Genomic DNA, 16,973 nt, shown 5'->3' with positions numbered 1-16,973 from the left:
GATGACTACATGACCAGCGCGTTAGTGTTTCGGACTTTTACATAAATAGCGTAGGACTTTTCAGCGCGCTTCGTAAGACTTGTGATTAGCCCCACGCACCGAGGTTATACACAGGTCTTGGAACGCCCGGAATAAATGGCCTCTGTGCTTCTGCCCGAAGGGCGTGGGAGCGAACTTGTTCGCGAAAAGGTCTTCATAATCGCCGAAAATGCATCGACTGAAACAGCGCCTTCGCGAGCAAGCTCGCTCCCACGTCCTGCGGCCAGAATCAAAAGCGGACTAATGTATGACGCCGAGCGCGGGAACAAGAACTGGCACCGCGCCCAACCCCTGAACGCTACAACGGCACCAGCTTCGCATAGCCCATCATCAGCCACTTGCTGCCTTCGGCGAAGTTGACCTGCACCCGTGCCTGAGCGCCAGCGCCCTCGAAGTTGAGGATCACGCCTTCGCCGAACACCGCATGCTGTACGCGCTGGCCCATGGTGAACTCGGTTTCCGGAATGCCGGTGCCGTTGAACAGGCTGCTGCTGTTGAACTTCGGAGTGCCGCCGAACGGGCGACTCACGCTGTTGGACAGGCGCACTTCCTGGATCAGCGCCGGCGGAATCTCGCGTACAAAACGCGAGACCTTGTTGTAGGTTTCGCTGCCGTACAGACGACGCGTTTCGGCGTAGGTCATCACCAGCTGTTTCATGGCGCGGGTGATGCCGACATAAGCCAGACGTCGCTCTTCTTCCAGGCGCCCCGGCTCTTCCAGACTCATCTTGTGCGGGAACAGCCCTTCCTCCATGCCCACCAGGAACACATGCGGGAACTCCAGGCCCTTGGCGCTGTGCAGGGTCATCAGCTGAATGCTGTCTTCATGCTCCTGCGCCTGGGTGTCGCCGGCCTCCAGTGAGGCATGCCCCAAAAACGCTGCAAGTGGCGTCAGGTCTTCTTCGCTTTCGTGATTCTCGAAAGCACGGGCCGCGCTGACCAGTTCCTCAAGGTTTTCTACCCGCGCCTGGCCTTTCTCGCCTTTTTCCTGCTCGTGATAGGTGATCAGCCCGGACTGCTCGATAACCGTCTGGGTCATCAGGTGCAGCGGCATCTCCATGACCTTCGCCGACAGGTTCTCGATCAGCTCGATGAACCCGCCCAGGGCCGTGGCGGCGCGGCCGGTCAGGCCCTTGTTGGCGACCAGCAGGCGCATGGCTTCCCACATGGAGACGTCGGCATGACGTGCATGTTCGCGAATTGCTTCGACGGTCTTTTCGCCGATGCCGCGAGCCGGAACGTTGATCACCCGCTCCAGCGCTGCATCGTTGCCACGACCTTCCAGCAAGCGCATATACGCCATCGCGTTCTTAATTTCGGCGCGTTCGAAGAAGCGCTGCCCGCCGTAAATGCGGTATGGAATACGCTCACGCAGCAGGGCTTCTTCGAGCACCCGCGACTGGGCGTTGGAACGGTACAGAATGGCGATGTCGTTGCGCGAGATGCCGGTTTTCAGCGCGCTTTCGATGGTCTCGACCACATAGCGCGCCTCATCGTGTTCGTTGAAGGCGGCATACAGGTTGATCAGCTCGCCATCGCCGACGTCAGTCCACAACTCCTTGCCCAGGCGGCCGCTGTTATTGACGATCAAGCCGTTGGCAGCCTTGAGAATGCTCGCTGTGGAGCGGTAATTCTGCTCCAGGCGGATGACTTCGGTGTCCGGGAAGTCAGAGGAATACTGGTGAATGTTCTCGATCTTCGCGCCACGCCAGCCGTAAATGGACTGATCGTCGTCGCCGACCACCATCAGGCTGTCGCCACCCTGAGCGAGCAGGCGTAGCCACGCGTATTGCACGGCGTTGGTGTCCTGGAATTCATCCACCAATACATGGCGGAAACGACGCTGATAATGCGCGAGCAAACCCGGATTATCGCGCCACAGGTCGAGTGCGCGCAGCAGCAGTTCGGAGAAGTCGATGACGCCGGCCCGCTGACAGGCGACCTCGTAGGCTTCGTAGACGCTTTTCATGGTGGTCAGGAACAGATCGCCGCTGGCCTGAATATGTTTCGGGCGCAGGCCTTCATCTTTCTGGCCGTTGATGAACCACTGTGCCTGACGTGCAGGCCAGCGTTGCTCATCCAGGCCCAGCTCGCGCATCACGCGTTTTACCAAGCGCTGCTGGTCATCGCTGTCGAGAATCTGGAAGGTTTGCACCAGCCCGGCTTCCTGCCAGTGCGCTCGCAGCAGGCGGTGGGCCAGGCCGTGGAAGGTGCCCACCCACATACCGGCAGGGCTGATGCCCATCAGCTGCTCGATACGGTGGCGCATTTCGGCGGCAGCCTTGTTGGTGAACGTCACCGACAGAACCGAATGCGGGGAGGCTTGCTCAACCTGCATCAGCCATGCGATGCGATGCACCAGCACACGGGTTTTGCCGGAGCCAGCACCAGCGAGGACCAACTGACGACCCAATGAGGCGGCTACGGCCTGACGTTGGGCATCGTTGAGGGAATTCAGAAGAAGAGAGAGATCATCGCGCATCCGCGCATTCTAGGGTGCTGCGTCATGCCGGGCAAACCATGCTTTGCGTCAGGCAATAAAAATGACTGGGTGCTGACGACCGGTCGTCGAGCGTTGCAGGGTCGAGCGCGGTCAGTCGACCTTGAGGATTGGCCATTCGCAGGCCAGGCGCAGGATTCCGCTTAATGTAGGATTATTCCCACAATTTTTTTCGATTCACCCATTCAGGGCCCGTGTAACAGGTTTCAGCGTCGTTTAACTGGGCGGTTTGCAAGTCATGTAGTATAACTACAAGAAAGCTACAACCCAGCCCATCTTCCTTTTGCCGAGTCTGCCCCTTGAATCTGCTGCAACACATCGCCCAGTCACGTAATTTGCTGCGCAAATCGGAGCTCAAGGTTGCCGATCATGTGCTGCTTGACCCTGCGGCTGTGATGCACAGTTCCATGGCGGATCTGGCGCACAGCGTCGGCATCAGCGAGCCAACCATCGTGCGCTTCTGCCGCGCCATTGGGTGCACCGGGTTTCAGGACCTCAAGCTCAAGCTGGCGCAGAGTCTGGCAGCGGGTGCGAGTTTCGGCCAGTTCGCGATTCACGAAGACGATTCGGTCGCCGACTACAGCCTGAAGATTTTCGACACTACCCTGCACACGCTGATGGAGGTGCGCGAAAACCTCGACCCCCATGCTTTACAGATGGCAGTCACGGCCATGGCCGGGGCCAATCGGGTCGAATTCTATGGGTTTGGCGCTTCCGGTGCAGTGGCTGCCGATGCGCAGCACAAGTTCTTTCGTTTGCTGCTGACCGCGGCAGCGTATTCCGACCCGCACATGCAGGCGATGTCGGCGGTCACGCTCAAGCCGACAGACGTCGCGGTATGCATTTCCCAGTCGGGGCGCTCCAAGGACTTGCTGATCACCGCCAATCTGGTCCGCGAGAGCGGCGCGACGCTGATTACCTTGTGCCCAAGCCAGACGCCGCTGGCCGAGCTGTCATCGGTCAATCTGGCCATCGATGTACATGAAGACACCGAAATCTACACGCCGCTGACGTCCCGTATCGCGCACCTGGTGGTGATCGATGTGCTGGCGATGGGTGTGGCAATGGCCCGCGGCCCGAGCCTGGTCAATCACCTCAAGAGCGTCAAGCGCAGCCTGCGCGGCTTGCGTCTGTCGCCGAAGTCGATAAAGACTCACGAAGACTGATCGCTCAACCGAGCGAAATTCATCGATCTGTCATCTGCATGCCGCCTGATTGTCACTGTCGCGCTCCATTCTGGTGCTCCCACAAAACGTATTGGGAGACAGGATATGGCTCGGCATTACGATGATTTACCTACCAGCACCGTGAAAACCCGCCGCCAGCAGGAAGACCAGCGCCGCATGGAGTTTCGTCGGGCTATTGAGAGCTACAGTGAAGCGCGTCAGCTTAATCAGGAGCTGTGTGACTACATGGATGGTATCGACAACGCTGTATGGCAGACTATCAAGTTGCCCGCGGTCGACCGTCGAAACGCTCGACAAGCTGGTTGATCTGCGCACGTTCGGTGCGGATGAACGCAAGAAAGGCATGTGCCACGGGTGAAAGGCGTTTGTCTCGGGCCTGAGCCACGCACCAGCTTCGATACAGCGGCAGCTCCGCCACGGGTAGCTCCACGAGAGCACCGGTGGCGAGTTCCTGGCAGACCGCATGCCGTGTCAGCATCGCCAGGCCTAGTCCGGCGACCACGCATTCACGTTGCGCCTCGCTGGAAGACACCTCCAGCGTCTGCGTGAAATGCACGCGTTTCTCTTTGAAGTACTCCTCGCAGGCCCGGCGTGTGCCTGAACCCGTCTCTCGGGTCAGCAGCGGCCAAGGCTCCAGGTCTTTCAAGTTCAGCGTCGCAAGGCTGCTCAGCGGGTGGTCAGGCGGTGCTACGGCGACAATCGGGTTGTTGAGAAAGGGTAGAAACTCCAGCCCCATATCCAGCGGAACCGCTGACATCACTACAAGATCATCGCGGTTGTCCGATAATCGCCTGATTATCTGTGCACGATTGACAACCATCAGGCTCAGGCTGACTTCCGGGTGCTGGCGTTTGAATGCAGCGAAAAGGTGGGGGATGAAATACTTGCAGCTGGATTCAATCGCCAGCTTCAACTGGCCTTGCAGCGAGCCCTGCATGTCCGAAAGCTGCATGTCGAGACTTTCCAGGCGTCCGAAAATATCCCGGCTGGCCAGTTGCAGTGCCTGCGCCGCCTCAGTCAGGTAGAGCTTTTTGCTGACGTATTCGAACAGCGGCTGGCCGATCAGCTCCTCAAGCTGGCGAATCTGCAGGCTGACGGCAGGCTGCGTCAGAGACATCTCTTCGGCTGCACGGCTGTATGAGCGCAGATCACATACTTCATTGAAAATACGCAGCTGACGCAATGTCATACGCATCAATGACTTACGCATTTATAAGAGCTTCCTGAGACGACAAGAAGCTTCAACTATAAGCTTTTACTTATGCATGTCCCAACTTTTACTCATTTTTGTTAATCCTTGATTCGGCATAGGGTGTCCCTGCGGCATTCAGTCACATGCCCTGTTACAAAAACGGGTCGAGGAAAACGCCAGTGATAACAAAAATTCTGATTGCCAACCGCGGGGAGATTGCCGTCCGGATCGTGCGTGCCTGCGCCGAGATGGGCATTCGCTCGGTCGCGATCTTTTCCGATGCCGACCGGCATGCCCTGCATGTCAAGCGTGCTGACGAAGCCTATAGCATTGGTGCCGAACCGTTGGCCGGTTACCTGAACCCGCGCAAGCTGGTGAATCTGGCGGTAGAGACGGGCTGCGATGCGCTGCATCCCGGTTATGGCTTTCTGTCGGAGAACGCCGAACTGGCCGACATCTGTGCTGAACGTGGCATTAAGTTTATCGGTCCGTCCGCAGAAGTGATTCGTCGCATGGGTGACAAGACCGAAGCGCGGCGCAGCATGATCAAGGCCGGTGTGCCGGTTACGCCCGGCACCGAAGGCAACGTGGCGGACATCGACGAGGCGCTGGTCGAAGGCGAGCGTATTGGTTACCCGGTGATGCTCAAGGCTACCTCCGGGGGCGGCGGGCGCGGCATACGCCGTTGCAACAGCCGCGAAGAACTCGAGCAGGCATTCCCCAGGGTGATTTCCGAAGCGACCAAGGCCTTTGGCTCGGCGGAAGTGTTTCTCGAGAAGTGCATCGTCAATCCCAAGCACATTGAAGCGCAGATTCTCGGTGACAGCTTCGGCAATGTGGTGCACCTGTTTGAGCGCGACTGTTCGATTCAGCGCCGCAACCAGAAGCTCATCGAAATCGCCCCCAGCCCGCAACTGACTCCCGAGCAGCGTGCTTATATCGGTGATCTGTCGGTGCGTGCGGCCAAGGCGGTCGGTTACGAGAACGCAGGGACCGTGGAGTTTTTGCTCGCCGAGGGCGAGGTGTACTTCATGGAAATGAATACCCGGGTTCAGGTCGAGCACACCATCACTGAAGAAATCACCGGCATCGATATTGTTCGCGAGCAGATCCGTATTGCGTCCGGCCTGCCGTTGTCGATCAAGCAGGAAGACATCATTCACCGCGGTTTTGCCCTGCAATTCCGGATCAACGCCGAAGACCCGAAGAACAATTTCCTGCCCAGTTTCGGCAAGATCACCCGCTATTACGCGCCCGGAGGACCAGGCGTGCGCACCGATACGGCGATTTACACCGGCTACACCATTCCGCCGTTTTACGACTCGATGTGCCTGAAGCTGATCGTCTGGGCGCTGACCTGGGAAGAGGCGATGGACCGTGGCCTGCGTGCGCTGGATGACATGCGCCTGCAAGGAGTGAAGACCACGGCTGCCTATTACCAGGAAATTCTGCGTAACCCGGAATTTCGCAGCGGTGAATTCAACACCAGCTTTGTCGAGAGCCACCCCGAGCTGACCAATTATTCGATCAAGCGCAAACCCGAAGAGCTGGCTCTGGCCATCGCCGCCGCCATTGCCGCACACGCCGGTCTGTAAGGAATAGTGAAATGTCCAAAAAGATTTTCGTAACCGACACCATCCTGCGTGACGCTCACCAATCATTGCTGGCGACCCGCATGCGTACCGAGGACATGCTGCCGATCTGCGACAAGCTCGACAAGGTCGGTTACTGGTCGCTGGAAGTCTGGGGCGGCGCGACCTTCGATGCCTGCGTGCGTTTTCTCAAGGAAGATCCGTGGGAGCGCCTGCGTCAACTGCGTGCTGCCTTGCCCAATACCCGTTTGCAAATGCTCCTGCGCGGCCAGAACCTGCTGGGCTATCGGCATTACAGCGATGACGTGGTCAAGGCGTTCGTCGCCAAAGCAGCGGTGAATGGTATCGATGTGTTCCGTATTTTCGATGCCATGAACGATGTGCGTAACCTGCGCGTTGCCATTGAAGCGGTGAAAGCTGCGGGCAAGCATGCGCAGGGCACCATCGCTTACACCACCAGCCCGGTGCACACCATCGAAGCGTTCGTCGCGCAGGCCCGGCAGATGGAGGCGATGGGCTGCGATTCGGTGGCGATCAAGGACATGGCCGGTCTGTTGACTCCCTATGCCACGGGTGAACTGGTCAAGGCGCTGAAAGCCGAACAGTCACTGCCGGTGTTCATTCACTCCCACGACACCGCAGGCCTGGCTGCCATGTGCCAGCTCAAAGCCATTGAAAGCGGCGCGGACCATATTGATACGGCGATCTCCAGCTTTGCCTGGGGCACCAGTCATCCGGGCACAGAGTCGATGGTTGCTGCGCTCAAGGGCAGCGAATTCGACACCGGGCTGGACCTGGAGCTGTTGCAGGAAATCGGCCTGTATTTCTACGCGGTGCGTAAGAAATATCACCAGTTCGAAAGCGAATTCACCGCGGTCGATACCCGCGTACAGGTCAATCAGGTGCCCGGCGGGATGATTTCCAACCTGGCCAATCAGCTCAAGGAGCAGGGCGCGCTCAATCGCATGGGCGAAGTGCTGGCGGAAATTCCGCGCGTGCGTAAAGACCTCGGTTATCCACCGCTGGTAACGCCGACCTCACAGATCGTCGGTACTCAGGCGTTCTTCAACGTGCTGGCCGGCGAGCGTTACAAGACCATCACCAATGAAGTGAAGCTTTATCTACAAGGCGGTTACGGCAAGGCGCCGGGGCAGGTGGATGAAAAACTGCGTCGTCAGGCCATTGGTAATGAAGAACTGATCGATGTTCGTCCGGCCGATCTGCTCAGGCCGGAGATGACCAAATTGCGTGCCGATATCGGCGCATTGGCCAAATCCGAAGAGGACGTGCTGACGTTTGCCATGTTCCCGGACATCGGCCGCAAGTTTCTTGAAGAGCGTGCAGCCGGAACGCTGACGCCGGAAGTGCTGCTGCCGATTCCCGAAGCAGGAAGCGTGGCCAGAGCGGGCGGCGAGGGCGTGCCGACTGAGTTTGTTATTGATGTGCACGGCGAAACCTATCGGGTCGACATCACCGGCGTGGGCGTCAAGGCCGAGGGCAAGCGCCACTTCTACCTGTCCATCGATGGCATGCCGGAAGAGGTGGTGTTCGAGCCGCTCAACGAATTTGTCGGCGGCGGTGCCAGCAAACGCAAGCAGGCCCATGCACCGGGCGACGTCAGCACCACCATGCCGGGCAATATCGTTGATGTGCTGGTCAAGGAGGGCGATATGGTCAAAGCCGGGCAGGCGGTATTGATCACCGAAGCCATGAAGATGGAAACCGAGGTCCAGGCGTCGGTCGCGGGCAAGGTTGTAGCGATTCACGTTGCCAAGGGCGACCGCGTCAATCCGGGTGAGGTTCTGGTCGAGATCGAAGGCTGACCGGGCACATACAGATAATTCAACGATTTACCTCAGGGAAGCACTCGTGGCTTCCCTTTTTTTATTCTGTGCAGGCGGGCCCGGTTGTCGCCGCTATCGTTGCGTACGCTCTGCGTCCTCAGAGTCAGCGAAACGCCTCAAGCCCTTTGATCTGCTGCCCGTCCGCGAAGTTATCCACAGCCAGCCAGCTTTCGAACGCTTTTTGCAGTTCAGGCCATTCGCTGTCAAGGATCGAGTACCACGCGGTATCCCTGCTCTGACCTTTGACTACCATGTGCTGGCGGAAGGCGCCTTCGTAGCTGAAGCCAAAGCGTTGGGCTGCGCGTTTGGAACGGGCGTTGTTGGCATTGCACTTCCATTCCAGGCGGCGATAGCCCAATGCGAAGGCTTCTCTCGCCAGCAGGTAGATGGCTTCGGTGCCTTTGGGCGTGCGTTGCATGGCCGCGCTGAAGGTGACATGACCTATTTCGATACGCCCGTGGACGGCGACGATCGACATCAGGCTGATGACACCTTCGGCTTTACCGGTCTGCTGATCGACGACCGTATAAAACCACGGGTCGGACGCGACCTGATGCCCGGCCAGCCATGCATCGAACGCACTGCGCTCGATAAAAGGCCCGTAAGGCAGGTAATCCCACAGTTTCGGGTCGGCATCCGGCCCCTGAAGTGCAGCCCACAAATCATCGGCGTGACGCGTGGCGTCGAGTTTTTCCAGGCGAATGAAACGGCCTGTCAGAGTCTTGGTTGTGGGCAATGCAGCGGCTTGCCAGTCCAGCAGAGTGTCGGACATTAATCACTTCCTGTTTCAGAGCGCTTTGCGAAATTGTATGAGGCCAGGCCGTTCGGCAATCCTTTCATACAACTGAATGGCCGTGGCGTTGGTTTCGTGGGTCAGCCAGTGCACCTTGTCGCAACCGTCTGCCTTGGCCGTGGCGTAGACAAACTCGATCAGTTGCCTGCCAATACCCGTTCCGCGTTGTTCGGGCGCGACAATCAGGTCCTGCAGGTAACAGGCATTGTTGATGCTCCAGTTGGAGCGATGGTAGATGAAGTTCACCATGCCCACCGCTTCGCCATCCAGCCAGGCCAGCGCCGAGTGGGTCGGTTCGTTCGGGTCCACAAGGCGTTGCCAGGTGACGTCGCTGACACTTTCGGCCAGCTCGGTATTGTAGAAGCGCAGATAGGCCTGCCATAGAGGCAGCCAGGCCTTATGGTCGTCGACAGTAACGGCGCGAATCCGGACATCGGTCATAACGTTCTCCCTGCGCTCATCAAACGAGCGATTTGCTGATCGTTTGCATCCTCGCTTGCAGCGAGGCCGTCGCGTACACCGGCCATGTCCGAAGCGCTGCGGTTCTGGCTGAGTTTGCGTTTGCCTTGCAGCCGCTGCACGGGAATTGCAAACCCTGCAATCGCCCCCAGCATTTTTGCAATGTAGTCCGCAGGTGCATCCTCGATTGACCAGGGTTGCGGGCGGCTGGACTCATGGCGATGGGTCAGGTCAGCCAGCAATTGGTGCAGTTGCGCTGCATCGGTAAAAACCGTGGCCTGCCCGTAGGCATGTACGGCTAGATAGTTCCAGGTAGGTACAACCTTGCCGTGTTCTGCCTTGCTCGGGTAGAAAGACGGGCTCACATAGGCATCGCCGCCGGGAAAAATCAACAGCGCTTCGACACCTGAGTCTAACTGCTGCCACTGTGGGTTGGCTCTGGCCAGATGCCCGTAAAGCGTGCCGTGCGGACCTTCATCGCGGCGCAACAGCAGCGGCAAGTGGGTCGCGTGCAATCCTTCTTCACCCTGTGTGACAAGAATAGCCAGGCGAGTCTGATCCATCTGCTCGTGCAGGCTGAGCGTATCGTTTTCCTTGAAGGCGGCAGGTATGTACATGGTCATGTTCCTTGGCTGATGGAGCGATCCTAGGCAAGGCATTGGTCTGATGTAAGATCCATTTTTTATAAATTTCATGGGACCAATTAATGCCCATCGCCCCTGTCGCGTTTCCACCCACGCTTACCGGCATTGAGCTGGACCCTAATCACGGCTTGAGCAAGCAGCTCTACGAGATTTTGCGCCAGCAAGTGCTGGATGGGCGCTTGAGTGGCGGCATGCGTCTGCCAGCCAGCCGCGATTTGGCGCATTCACTGGGCATCTCCCGTAACAGCGTCATGCGGGCCTATGACCAGCTTTATGCCGAGGGTTTCATCGAAGGGCGTGTTGGCGACGGTACGTATGTTGCGCAGCTGTCTGAACGAAGCGCCGCGCCTCGACGGCCTGGCCGTAAAAAACTATCCACCAACTTACCCACAGGTGTATCCACAGGGTTACACACAGGTTTGTCCACAATTGCGGCGGAAATGCCGTCGAATTGTTCCGATGAAGTTATCCACAACCCGACACGCGTGCTGCTCGAAAAGCATCATTTGCACGAGCCGCCGACGGGTAGGCCGCGGGCTTTTCGAGTAGGCGTTCCAGCCTTCGATCTTTTTCCGTTTGCCTTGTGGGGCAAGCTGTATGCGGCCTTTTGGCGCAAGCCGGACCTTGCTCAGCTGGGTTACGGCACCGCTGCGGGAGATTCGCGGCTGCGTGAGTTGATTGCCGTTTATCTTCGTTCATCGCGTGGGCTGCACTGCACGGCTGAGCAAATTGTGATCACCAGCGGCGCACAACATGCAATCAGCCTTTGTGCACAGTTGCTTTTGACGCCGGGCGATAGCGTTGCTGTGGAAAATCCAGGCTATCGGGCGGCGGGTCACGCGTTTGCGCTGGCAGGTGCGCGATTGCACGGCGTGCCTGTGGATAACGAGGGCATGCATTGCGCCGATCTTGAGCAGGCCAATTGCAGATTGGCGTACGTGACCCCTTCGCATCAGTACCCGACCGGCGTAGTCATGAGCCTGGCACGGCGCCTGGAATTACTGGCCTGGGCCGAGAGGCACCAGAGCTGGATTGTCGAGGACGATTACGATGGTGAGTATCGGTACAGCGGTTCGCCATTGGCCCCGTTGGCTGCGCTCGACCAGAGCGGTCGAGTGCTCTACGTCGGCACGTTCGGCAAAATCGCCTTTCCGGCGCTGCGCCTCGGGTATCTGGTTCTGCCTGAGCAACTTGTCCTCCCGTTCAGCCAGCGCAAGGCGGTAGACATGCGCCATACCGAGATTGGCGTGCAGGCGGTCATGGCGCAATTCATTGCGTCGGGGCACTTTCAACGACACATCCGTCGTATGCGTCGCGCGGCGCTGAGCCGTCGTAATGCGCTGCTGGATAACTGGCCTGCCGATATAGCAGGGTGCGCTGCAATGCCCAAGGTGGTTGCAGGGCTGCATGTGATGGTCAAGGTAGACAGTATCGCGCGTGAGCAGGCACTGATTGCCAAGGCTGGCAGCGTCGGCGTCGAGATGAATGCCTTGAGTGATTACTGGCTGCCCGAGTCCAGCGAGCCTGTGGATAACCGCGCCGGGCTGGTGCTGGGTTTTGCCGCAGTGCCCGAGGTCGAGATTGCCGATGCATTGAACAGGCTGCGCAAGGCCTGGTCCGAGTAGTCCCGCTGGCAGGCGTATAATCTGCACTTTCTGTTACTTGTCCTGAGATACCCATGAACAACTCTCTTACTGCAACACCCGGACGCAAGTTCGGCGCGCCGCTGGCCGCGCTGTTCCTGCTGCTGATGGGCGCCCAGTTTCTGCTGCTCAGTGTCGGCACCCGTCAGGTAATGCTGTGGATCGTCGGCGCAGCGCTGGGCGTGACGCTGTATCACGCGGCATTCGGCTTCACCTCGGCGTGGCGGGTGTTTATCCGTGAGCGCCGCGGTGCGGGTTTGCGGGCGCAAATGGTCATGCTGGCGGTGGCCGTGGTGCTGTTTTTCCCTGCGCTGGGTGCTGGCACGCTGTTCGGTCAGCCTGTTACCGGACTGGTCGCGCCGGTCGGAATTTCGGTCGTCGTCGGTGCGTTCATCTTCGGTATCGGCATGCAACTGGGCGGTGGCTGTGCGTCCGGTACGTTGTTCACTGCAGGTGGCGGCAATGCACGCATGCTGGTGACGCTGCTGTTTTTCATCCTCGGTTCGTTGATTGCGACCCATCACGTTGACTGGTGGTTTGCGCTGCCTGCGTTCCCGGCAGTTTCAGTGGTCAAGACCTTCGGCGTGCTGCCTGCGCTGATCGTGAATCTTGCTCTGTTCGCCTTGATCGCCTTCATAACCGTGAAGCTCGAAAAGCGGCGTCATGGACAGCTTGAAGCACCGGTCAGCACTGATCACCGTGGGCTGAGCCGGGTGCTTCGCGGACCGTGGGTTCTGGTCTGGGGCGCTGTCGCGCTGGCGCTGCTCAATTACGCAACACTGGCGCTGGCAGGGCGTCCTTGGGGCATCACCTCGGCGTTCGCGCTGTGGGGCGCGAAGGTGGCCAGTGGTCTGGGTGTGGACGTCGGCAGCTGGGTGTTCTGGCAGAGCGCGGCGAATGCCAAGGCGTTGGCGGCTCCGGTGTGGGAAGACGTCACCAGTGTGATGGACATCGGCATCATGCTCGGTGCCTTGCTGGCGGCAGGGCTGGCTGGCCGTTTTGCGCCGAGCCTGGACATTCCCACGCGCTCGCTGGTTGCTGCGGTCATCGGCGGGTTGCTGCTGGGTTATGGCTCGCGTCTGGCCTACGGCTGCAACATCGGCGCGTACTTCAGCGGTATTGCTTCGGGCAGCCTGCACGGCTGGCTGTGGCTCGTTGCAGCCTACGCCGGTAACGTGATCGGCGTCCGCCTGAGGCCGATTTTCTTCGCTGGCGAACGCCCGCAAGTGGCACTGACTGGCTGCTGAGGAAGTCTGTAACCCCGAGATAAAGCGGGTCGTTTGCGAACCATCTGCCGGTTTGGCATTCAAAGCCATGCAGCAGATGTCAGCCTGCGATTCGCTTCTTTTTCGGTGGGGTAGTTCTTTTGCAGCAAACGATCATTTCGAAAATCCGTTTTCTCGGCAAGACCATCGGTTACGTGGGTTGGTCGCTTTTCTGGTTGTTGATCTGGGATGTGATCGTCACGGTCGACTTCATGCTGTATCTGGAGCGCAAGATTACATTGCCTTCCATGCCGTTGACCCTGCTGGGCTCGGCACTTGTGGTCCTCACCAGCTTTCGTAATTCCAGCGCCTACAACCGCTGGTGGGAAGCACGAACGTTGTGGGGTGCGCTGGTCAATAGTTCGCGCAGCTTCGCTCGACAGGTGTTGACCCTGGTCGAGGATGACGAAGGGATCAACCCGGTCAAGGCCACGCTGTTGCGTCGCCATGTTGCCTACGTGAAGTGCCTGTCCGCGCACCTGAAAGGTGCCAAGTGTGGCGACGAGATTCAGATGCTGATTCCCCGCGAGGAATTCGAGCGCCGTCACGACACCAACAATTTCCCCAACGATCTGCTCAACACCTCCGCAGCGCTGTTGGCCAAGGAGTATCAGGCGGGCCGGCTGGACAGCATTCGTCTGGCGCGTCTGGAGTCGACCATGGTGGACATCTCCAATTGCCAGGGCGGCATGGAGCGTATTGCCAACACACCATTGCCTTATCCGTACGTCGCCTTTCCGCGCCTGTTCATCACGCTGTTCTGCCTGATCGTACCGATTGGCCTGGTGGAGACTCTGGGCTGGTTCACGCCGCTGGCATCAACCGTGGTGGGCTTCATGCTGTTGGCCATCGAAAAGATCGGCACCGACCTGCAGAGCCCGTTCCGTGCCAGCGAACATGAGATTCAGATGACGGCGTTGTGCGAAAACATCGAGCGCAATCTGGATTCGATGCTCAGGGGCGCGCAGGAAGAAAGCAAGGCTTCGTAAAGAGGGTGAGGCGTTGCGCGTGTGCAGAACGCCTCGGATAACGCGGAGATTGCAGCTGCTTAACGCAGCTCGCCACACAGGTCCAGTTCGACCAGTCGCCTGACTTCCTCGGTCGTCAGGCTTGCCCCCAGCAGTGCATGCAGTTTGCCAAGCGCTGCCTCACGGGTCATGCCACCACCGGAAAGCACGCCTGCACCACGCAGGCGGCTGCCCGCTTCGTAGACATCCAGCTCGACACCGCCTTCGTGGCACTGGGTAATCGCGACAACGCAGATACCCAGTGCTCGTGCATTTTCCAGGCTGGCCAGAAACTGCGGATCATCACTTGGCCCGGTGCCGCTGCCGAAGCACTCAAGCACCAGACCCCGAATACCGCTGTTGATCAGACCGTCCAGCTGAGCTGCGCCGACGCCGGGAAACAGCGGCAACACGGCGACCTCTGCCAGCGTCTTCGCCTGCCGGTAGTTCAGTGCATCGGGCAGCGAAACCACCGCATGACCGCCACGCGAACGTTGCAGCGGTGCGAACGGTTGACGACCGAAGCTGCGAATTTTCGCGCAGCGCACAGGCGTCATCAGTTGCCCGTGGAAATACAGCTGAACGCCTGACACCAGACCCGAACCCAGTGCCAGCAGTGCACCGTTGACGTTTTCCCAGGCATCGCTGTCCTGCACGCCAGCGGGCAGCATCGAGCCGGTGAACACGACGGGGGCATGGAAACCCAACAGCTGGAAGCACATGGCCGCCGCGCTGTATGCCAGGGTGTCGGTGCCATGCAGCACCAGAACTGCATCGCAGCCATCGACCTCCACCGCCTCGATCACCGCCTCACGCAGGCGCAGCCAGTAGGAAGGGGTCATGTTGGCGCTGTCGATCAGCGGCGACATCTCGCGAAAGCGCCACTGCGGCACCCGCAGTTCCGGGTGCTCGGCCAGTTGCCCGGCCATCCGCGCCTCGAAACCCGAGGCGGGTGCCAGGCCGTTGGCGCTGGCCTGCATGCCAATGGTGCCGCCGGTGTAAAGAACCATGACGCTCTGAGCGGGTTTATGTGCATGATCAGTCATGGTTGTTCTCCGGCGTAAGGTCGCGTTGGTTATCGTGCTTCAGGTACAGGCTTGGCTGCCGCTTCGGCGTCCTGTGTCGACTGACGGGTCGGATTGGCTGGCCATGCGTTGCGGTCCAGGTCCAGATCAGGGAACTGGCTGGAATCGAACACCGGCGTCTTGATGCCAGCCCGACGCTGCGAATCGTAGTCGTTCAGAATGCGCTTGACGACTTTGAACAGCATGGCGAGCGCGATCAGGTTGACGAACGCCAGCATGGTCATGGTGATGTCGGCGAATGCCAATACATCTTTCAGGTCGACGACGGCACCCCACATGATCAACACCAGCACCGCGATACGGTAGATGATGATGGTCTGGATCTTCTCGCCAAACAGGAACCGCAGGCTGTTTTCACCCAGGTAGTAGTTGTAGAGAATCGAGGTGAAGACGAACAGTGCCAGCGCCACGCTGATGAAGATTCGGCCCCAGTCACCGACTACTGCGGCCAGCGAGTTCTGCGCCAGAACGATGCCGTTGCCGTCGTAACCGATGTCGTAGATACCGGACAGCAGGATCAGCAAGGCGGTGCAGGTGCAGATCACGAAGGTGTCGAGGAACACGCTGAACGCTTGAACCACGCCTTGTGCAACCGGGTGCTCTACATGCGCCACAGCGGCCACGTTGGGCGCGCTGCCCAGACCGGCTTCGTTGGCGAACACGCCACGCTTGACGCCCATCACGATAGCGCTGCCGATCAGGCCGCCGAATACCGGGTCAAGACCGAAGGCGCTTCTGACGATGGTCATCAGCATGCCGGGAACGTGGTCGATCTGCAGAACGATGACGTAGATGGTGACCGCGATGTAGATCAGGGTCTTGACCGGAACCAGCAGGTCGGAAATTGCCGCGATACGCTTGATGCCGCCGACGAAGGCCAGACCCAGCAGCACGACCAGACAGATGCCTGTGGTACGGGTGTCGATGTTGAACGCGCTTTTCAGCGAGTCGGTCACGGCGTGCGATTGCAGGCCGTTGAAGGCAAAACCGAAGGTCACCAGCAACAGTACGGCCATGACCATGCCTAGCCAGCGCTTGCCCAGACCGTGCTGGATGTAAAACGCGGGACCGCCGCGGAACTGTCCTTCGGAATCCTTGCGTTTATAGAGCTGAGCGAGTGAACACTCGATGAAGCTGCTGGACATGCCGACCAGTGCGGTGACCCACATCCAGAATACGGCGCCCGGACCGCCCAGCGTTACGGCAATGCCGACGCCTGCGATGTTGCCTGCTCCGACGCGGCCCGCAAGGCTGAGCATCAGGGCCTGGAACGAACTCAACTGACCTGCGCTGCTGCGCAGACTGTCGCGAAAAACCGAGAACATGTGGAAAAAGTGTCGAAACTGAACGAAACGCGAGCGGATCGTGAAGTAACTACCCAGGCCAACGATAAGTACGATCAGTACCTTACCGGAGAGAAAGTCGTTAATCATTTCCAGCATTTTTGTTATTCCTCGCTACTTTTGAGGGGGCGCACTATACCGGTGCAAAGTTTTTACGTCTGTAGTCGCTTTCTTGGACGTCTGATTCTTCATTCGCGACGATGAATGAATACTTCCACGGATTACTCCGCCAAAGTGGGGTGCCGAAGGCTCTGGGTCCAGTGTCGGAGCCCTTTGCTGCGGGCAAAAAAAAGGGTCTGGAGAATCACTCCCAGACCCTCAAAAAATTGAGGGGTGTCTAGGCCCTCAATCTGGTGAGCTTGGTGCGCAGGTCATTTCCT

At 58.9% G+C, this 16,973-nt stretch carries 14 protein-coding genes; 7 read left to right on the top strand and 7 right to left on the bottom strand.

The window, feature by feature from the left end; translation table 11 throughout:
* Positions 1–337: 337 nt before the first annotated feature.
* Positions 338–2,521, bottom strand: coding sequence for a DNA helicase II (uvrD, locus tag RYC17_RS17430; protein WP_005734962.1), 2,184 nt, complete (start codon positions 2,519–2,521; stop codon positions 338–340).
* Between the two features lie 317 nt (positions 2,522–2,838).
* On the opposite strand from uvrD, the gene hexR reads away from it, so the two are divergent.
* Positions 2,839–3,705 carry a transcriptional regulator HexR gene (hexR, locus tag RYC17_RS17425; RefSeq protein WP_002555915.1) on the top strand — a complete coding sequence of 289 codons (867 nt, stop codon included), beginning with the start codon at positions 2,839–2,841 and terminating at the stop codon, positions 3,703–3,705.
* A gap of 141 nt (positions 3,706–3,846) precedes the next feature.
* Complete coding sequence (locus RYC17_RS17420; RefSeq protein ID WP_004659112.1) at positions 3,847–4,032, top strand: PA3496 family putative envelope integrity protein; 186 nt, start codon at positions 3,847–3,849, stop codon at positions 4,030–4,032.
* On the opposite strand, the gene RYC17_RS17415 is transcribed toward RYC17_RS17420, so the two are convergent.
* Positions 3,986–4,936, bottom strand: a complete 951-nt coding sequence (locus RYC17_RS17415; RefSeq protein ID WP_057402020.1) for a LysR family transcriptional regulator — start codon at positions 4,934–4,936, stop codon at positions 3,986–3,988. The two genes, RYC17_RS17420 and RYC17_RS17415, sit on opposite strands and share 47 nt — an antisense overlap.
* 161 nt (positions 4,937–5,097) lie before the next feature.
* On the opposite strand from RYC17_RS17415, the gene RYC17_RS17410 reads away from it, so the two are divergent.
* Both RYC17_RS17410 and oadA read left to right on the top strand, forming a co-directional pair.
* Positions 5,098–6,513 carry an acetyl-CoA carboxylase biotin carboxylase subunit gene (locus tag RYC17_RS17410; protein WP_002555912.1) on the top strand — a complete coding sequence of 472 codons (1,416 nt, stop codon included), beginning with the start codon at positions 5,098–5,100 and terminating at the stop codon, positions 6,511–6,513.
* 11 nt (positions 6,514–6,524) lie between these two features.
* On the top strand, positions 6,525–8,333 hold the full coding sequence (gene oadA / locus RYC17_RS17405; protein WP_122259294.1) for a sodium-extruding oxaloacetate decarboxylase subunit alpha: 1,809 nt from the start codon (positions 6,525–6,527) through the stop codon (positions 8,331–8,333).
* Positions 8,334–8,457: 124 nt separating this feature from the next.
* Here the strand turns inward: oadA and RYC17_RS17400 are convergent, their stop codons facing one another.
* From RYC17_RS17400 to RYC17_RS17390, 3 genes are read right to left on the bottom strand one after another with little or no spacing between them, the layout of a single operon-like run.
* Positions 8,458–9,126: a GNAT family protein gene (locus RYC17_RS17400; protein ID WP_316903871.1), complete on the bottom strand. Its 669-nt coding sequence runs from the start codon at positions 9,124–9,126 to the stop codon at positions 8,458–8,460.
* A gap of 15 nt (positions 9,127–9,141) precedes the next feature.
* Positions 9,142–9,588: a GNAT family N-acetyltransferase gene (locus tag RYC17_RS17395; protein WP_122259292.1), complete on the bottom strand. Its 447-nt coding sequence runs from the start codon at positions 9,586–9,588 to the stop codon at positions 9,142–9,144.
* Positions 9,585–10,223, bottom strand: a complete 639-nt coding sequence (locus RYC17_RS17390; RefSeq protein ID WP_316903868.1) for an FMN-binding negative transcriptional regulator — start codon at positions 10,221–10,223, stop codon at positions 9,585–9,587. Before RYC17_RS17390 ends, RYC17_RS17395 begins: the two co-directional genes overlap by 4 nt.
* Positions 10,224–10,312: 89 nt before the next feature.
* Here RYC17_RS17390 and RYC17_RS17385 point away from each other — a divergent pair, with 89 nt between their 5' ends.
* From RYC17_RS17385 to RYC17_RS17375, 3 genes are all read left to right on the top strand, one after another.
* Positions 10,313–11,875: a PLP-dependent aminotransferase family protein gene (locus RYC17_RS17385; protein ID WP_316903867.1), complete on the top strand. Its 1,563-nt coding sequence runs from the start codon at positions 10,313–10,315 to the stop codon at positions 11,873–11,875.
* A 53-nt stretch (positions 11,876–11,928) separates the two neighbouring features.
* Positions 11,929–13,140, top strand: coding sequence for a YeeE/YedE family protein (locus RYC17_RS17380; protein WP_219170647.1), 1,212 nt, complete (start codon positions 11,929–11,931; stop codon positions 13,138–13,140).
* Between the two features lie 119 nt (positions 13,141–13,259).
* The gene (locus RYC17_RS17375) at positions 13,260–14,147 is read left to right on the top strand and encodes a bestrophin family protein (protein WP_316903865.1); all 888 of its coding nucleotides are present in this window, start codon (positions 13,260–13,262) and stop codon (positions 14,145–14,147) included.
* 59 nt (positions 14,148–14,206) lie between these two features.
* Here the strand turns inward: RYC17_RS17375 and RYC17_RS17370 are convergent, their stop codons facing one another.
* Both RYC17_RS17370 and RYC17_RS17365 read right to left on the bottom strand, forming a co-directional pair.
* Positions 14,207–15,211 carry an asparaginase gene (locus RYC17_RS17370; protein WP_054077390.1) on the bottom strand — a complete coding sequence of 335 codons (1,005 nt, stop codon included), beginning with the start codon at positions 15,209–15,211 and terminating at the stop codon, positions 14,207–14,209.
* Positions 15,212–15,240: 29 nt separating this feature from the next.
* Positions 15,241–16,692 carry an alanine/glycine:cation symporter family protein gene (locus tag RYC17_RS17365; protein WP_005744886.1) on the bottom strand — a complete coding sequence of 484 codons (1,452 nt, stop codon included), beginning with the start codon at positions 16,690–16,692 and terminating at the stop codon, positions 15,241–15,243.
* Positions 16,693–16,973: the final 281 nt, after the last annotated feature.

Source organism: Pseudomonas syringae group sp. J248-6, assembly GCF_032586995.1.
Classification (GTDB): domain Bacteria; phylum Pseudomonadota; class Gammaproteobacteria; order Pseudomonadales; family Pseudomonadaceae; genus Aquipseudomonas; species Aquipseudomonas amygdali.
Note: the sequence above shows the minus strand (reverse complement) of the source record. Positions and strands in the feature narration are given on the sequence as shown.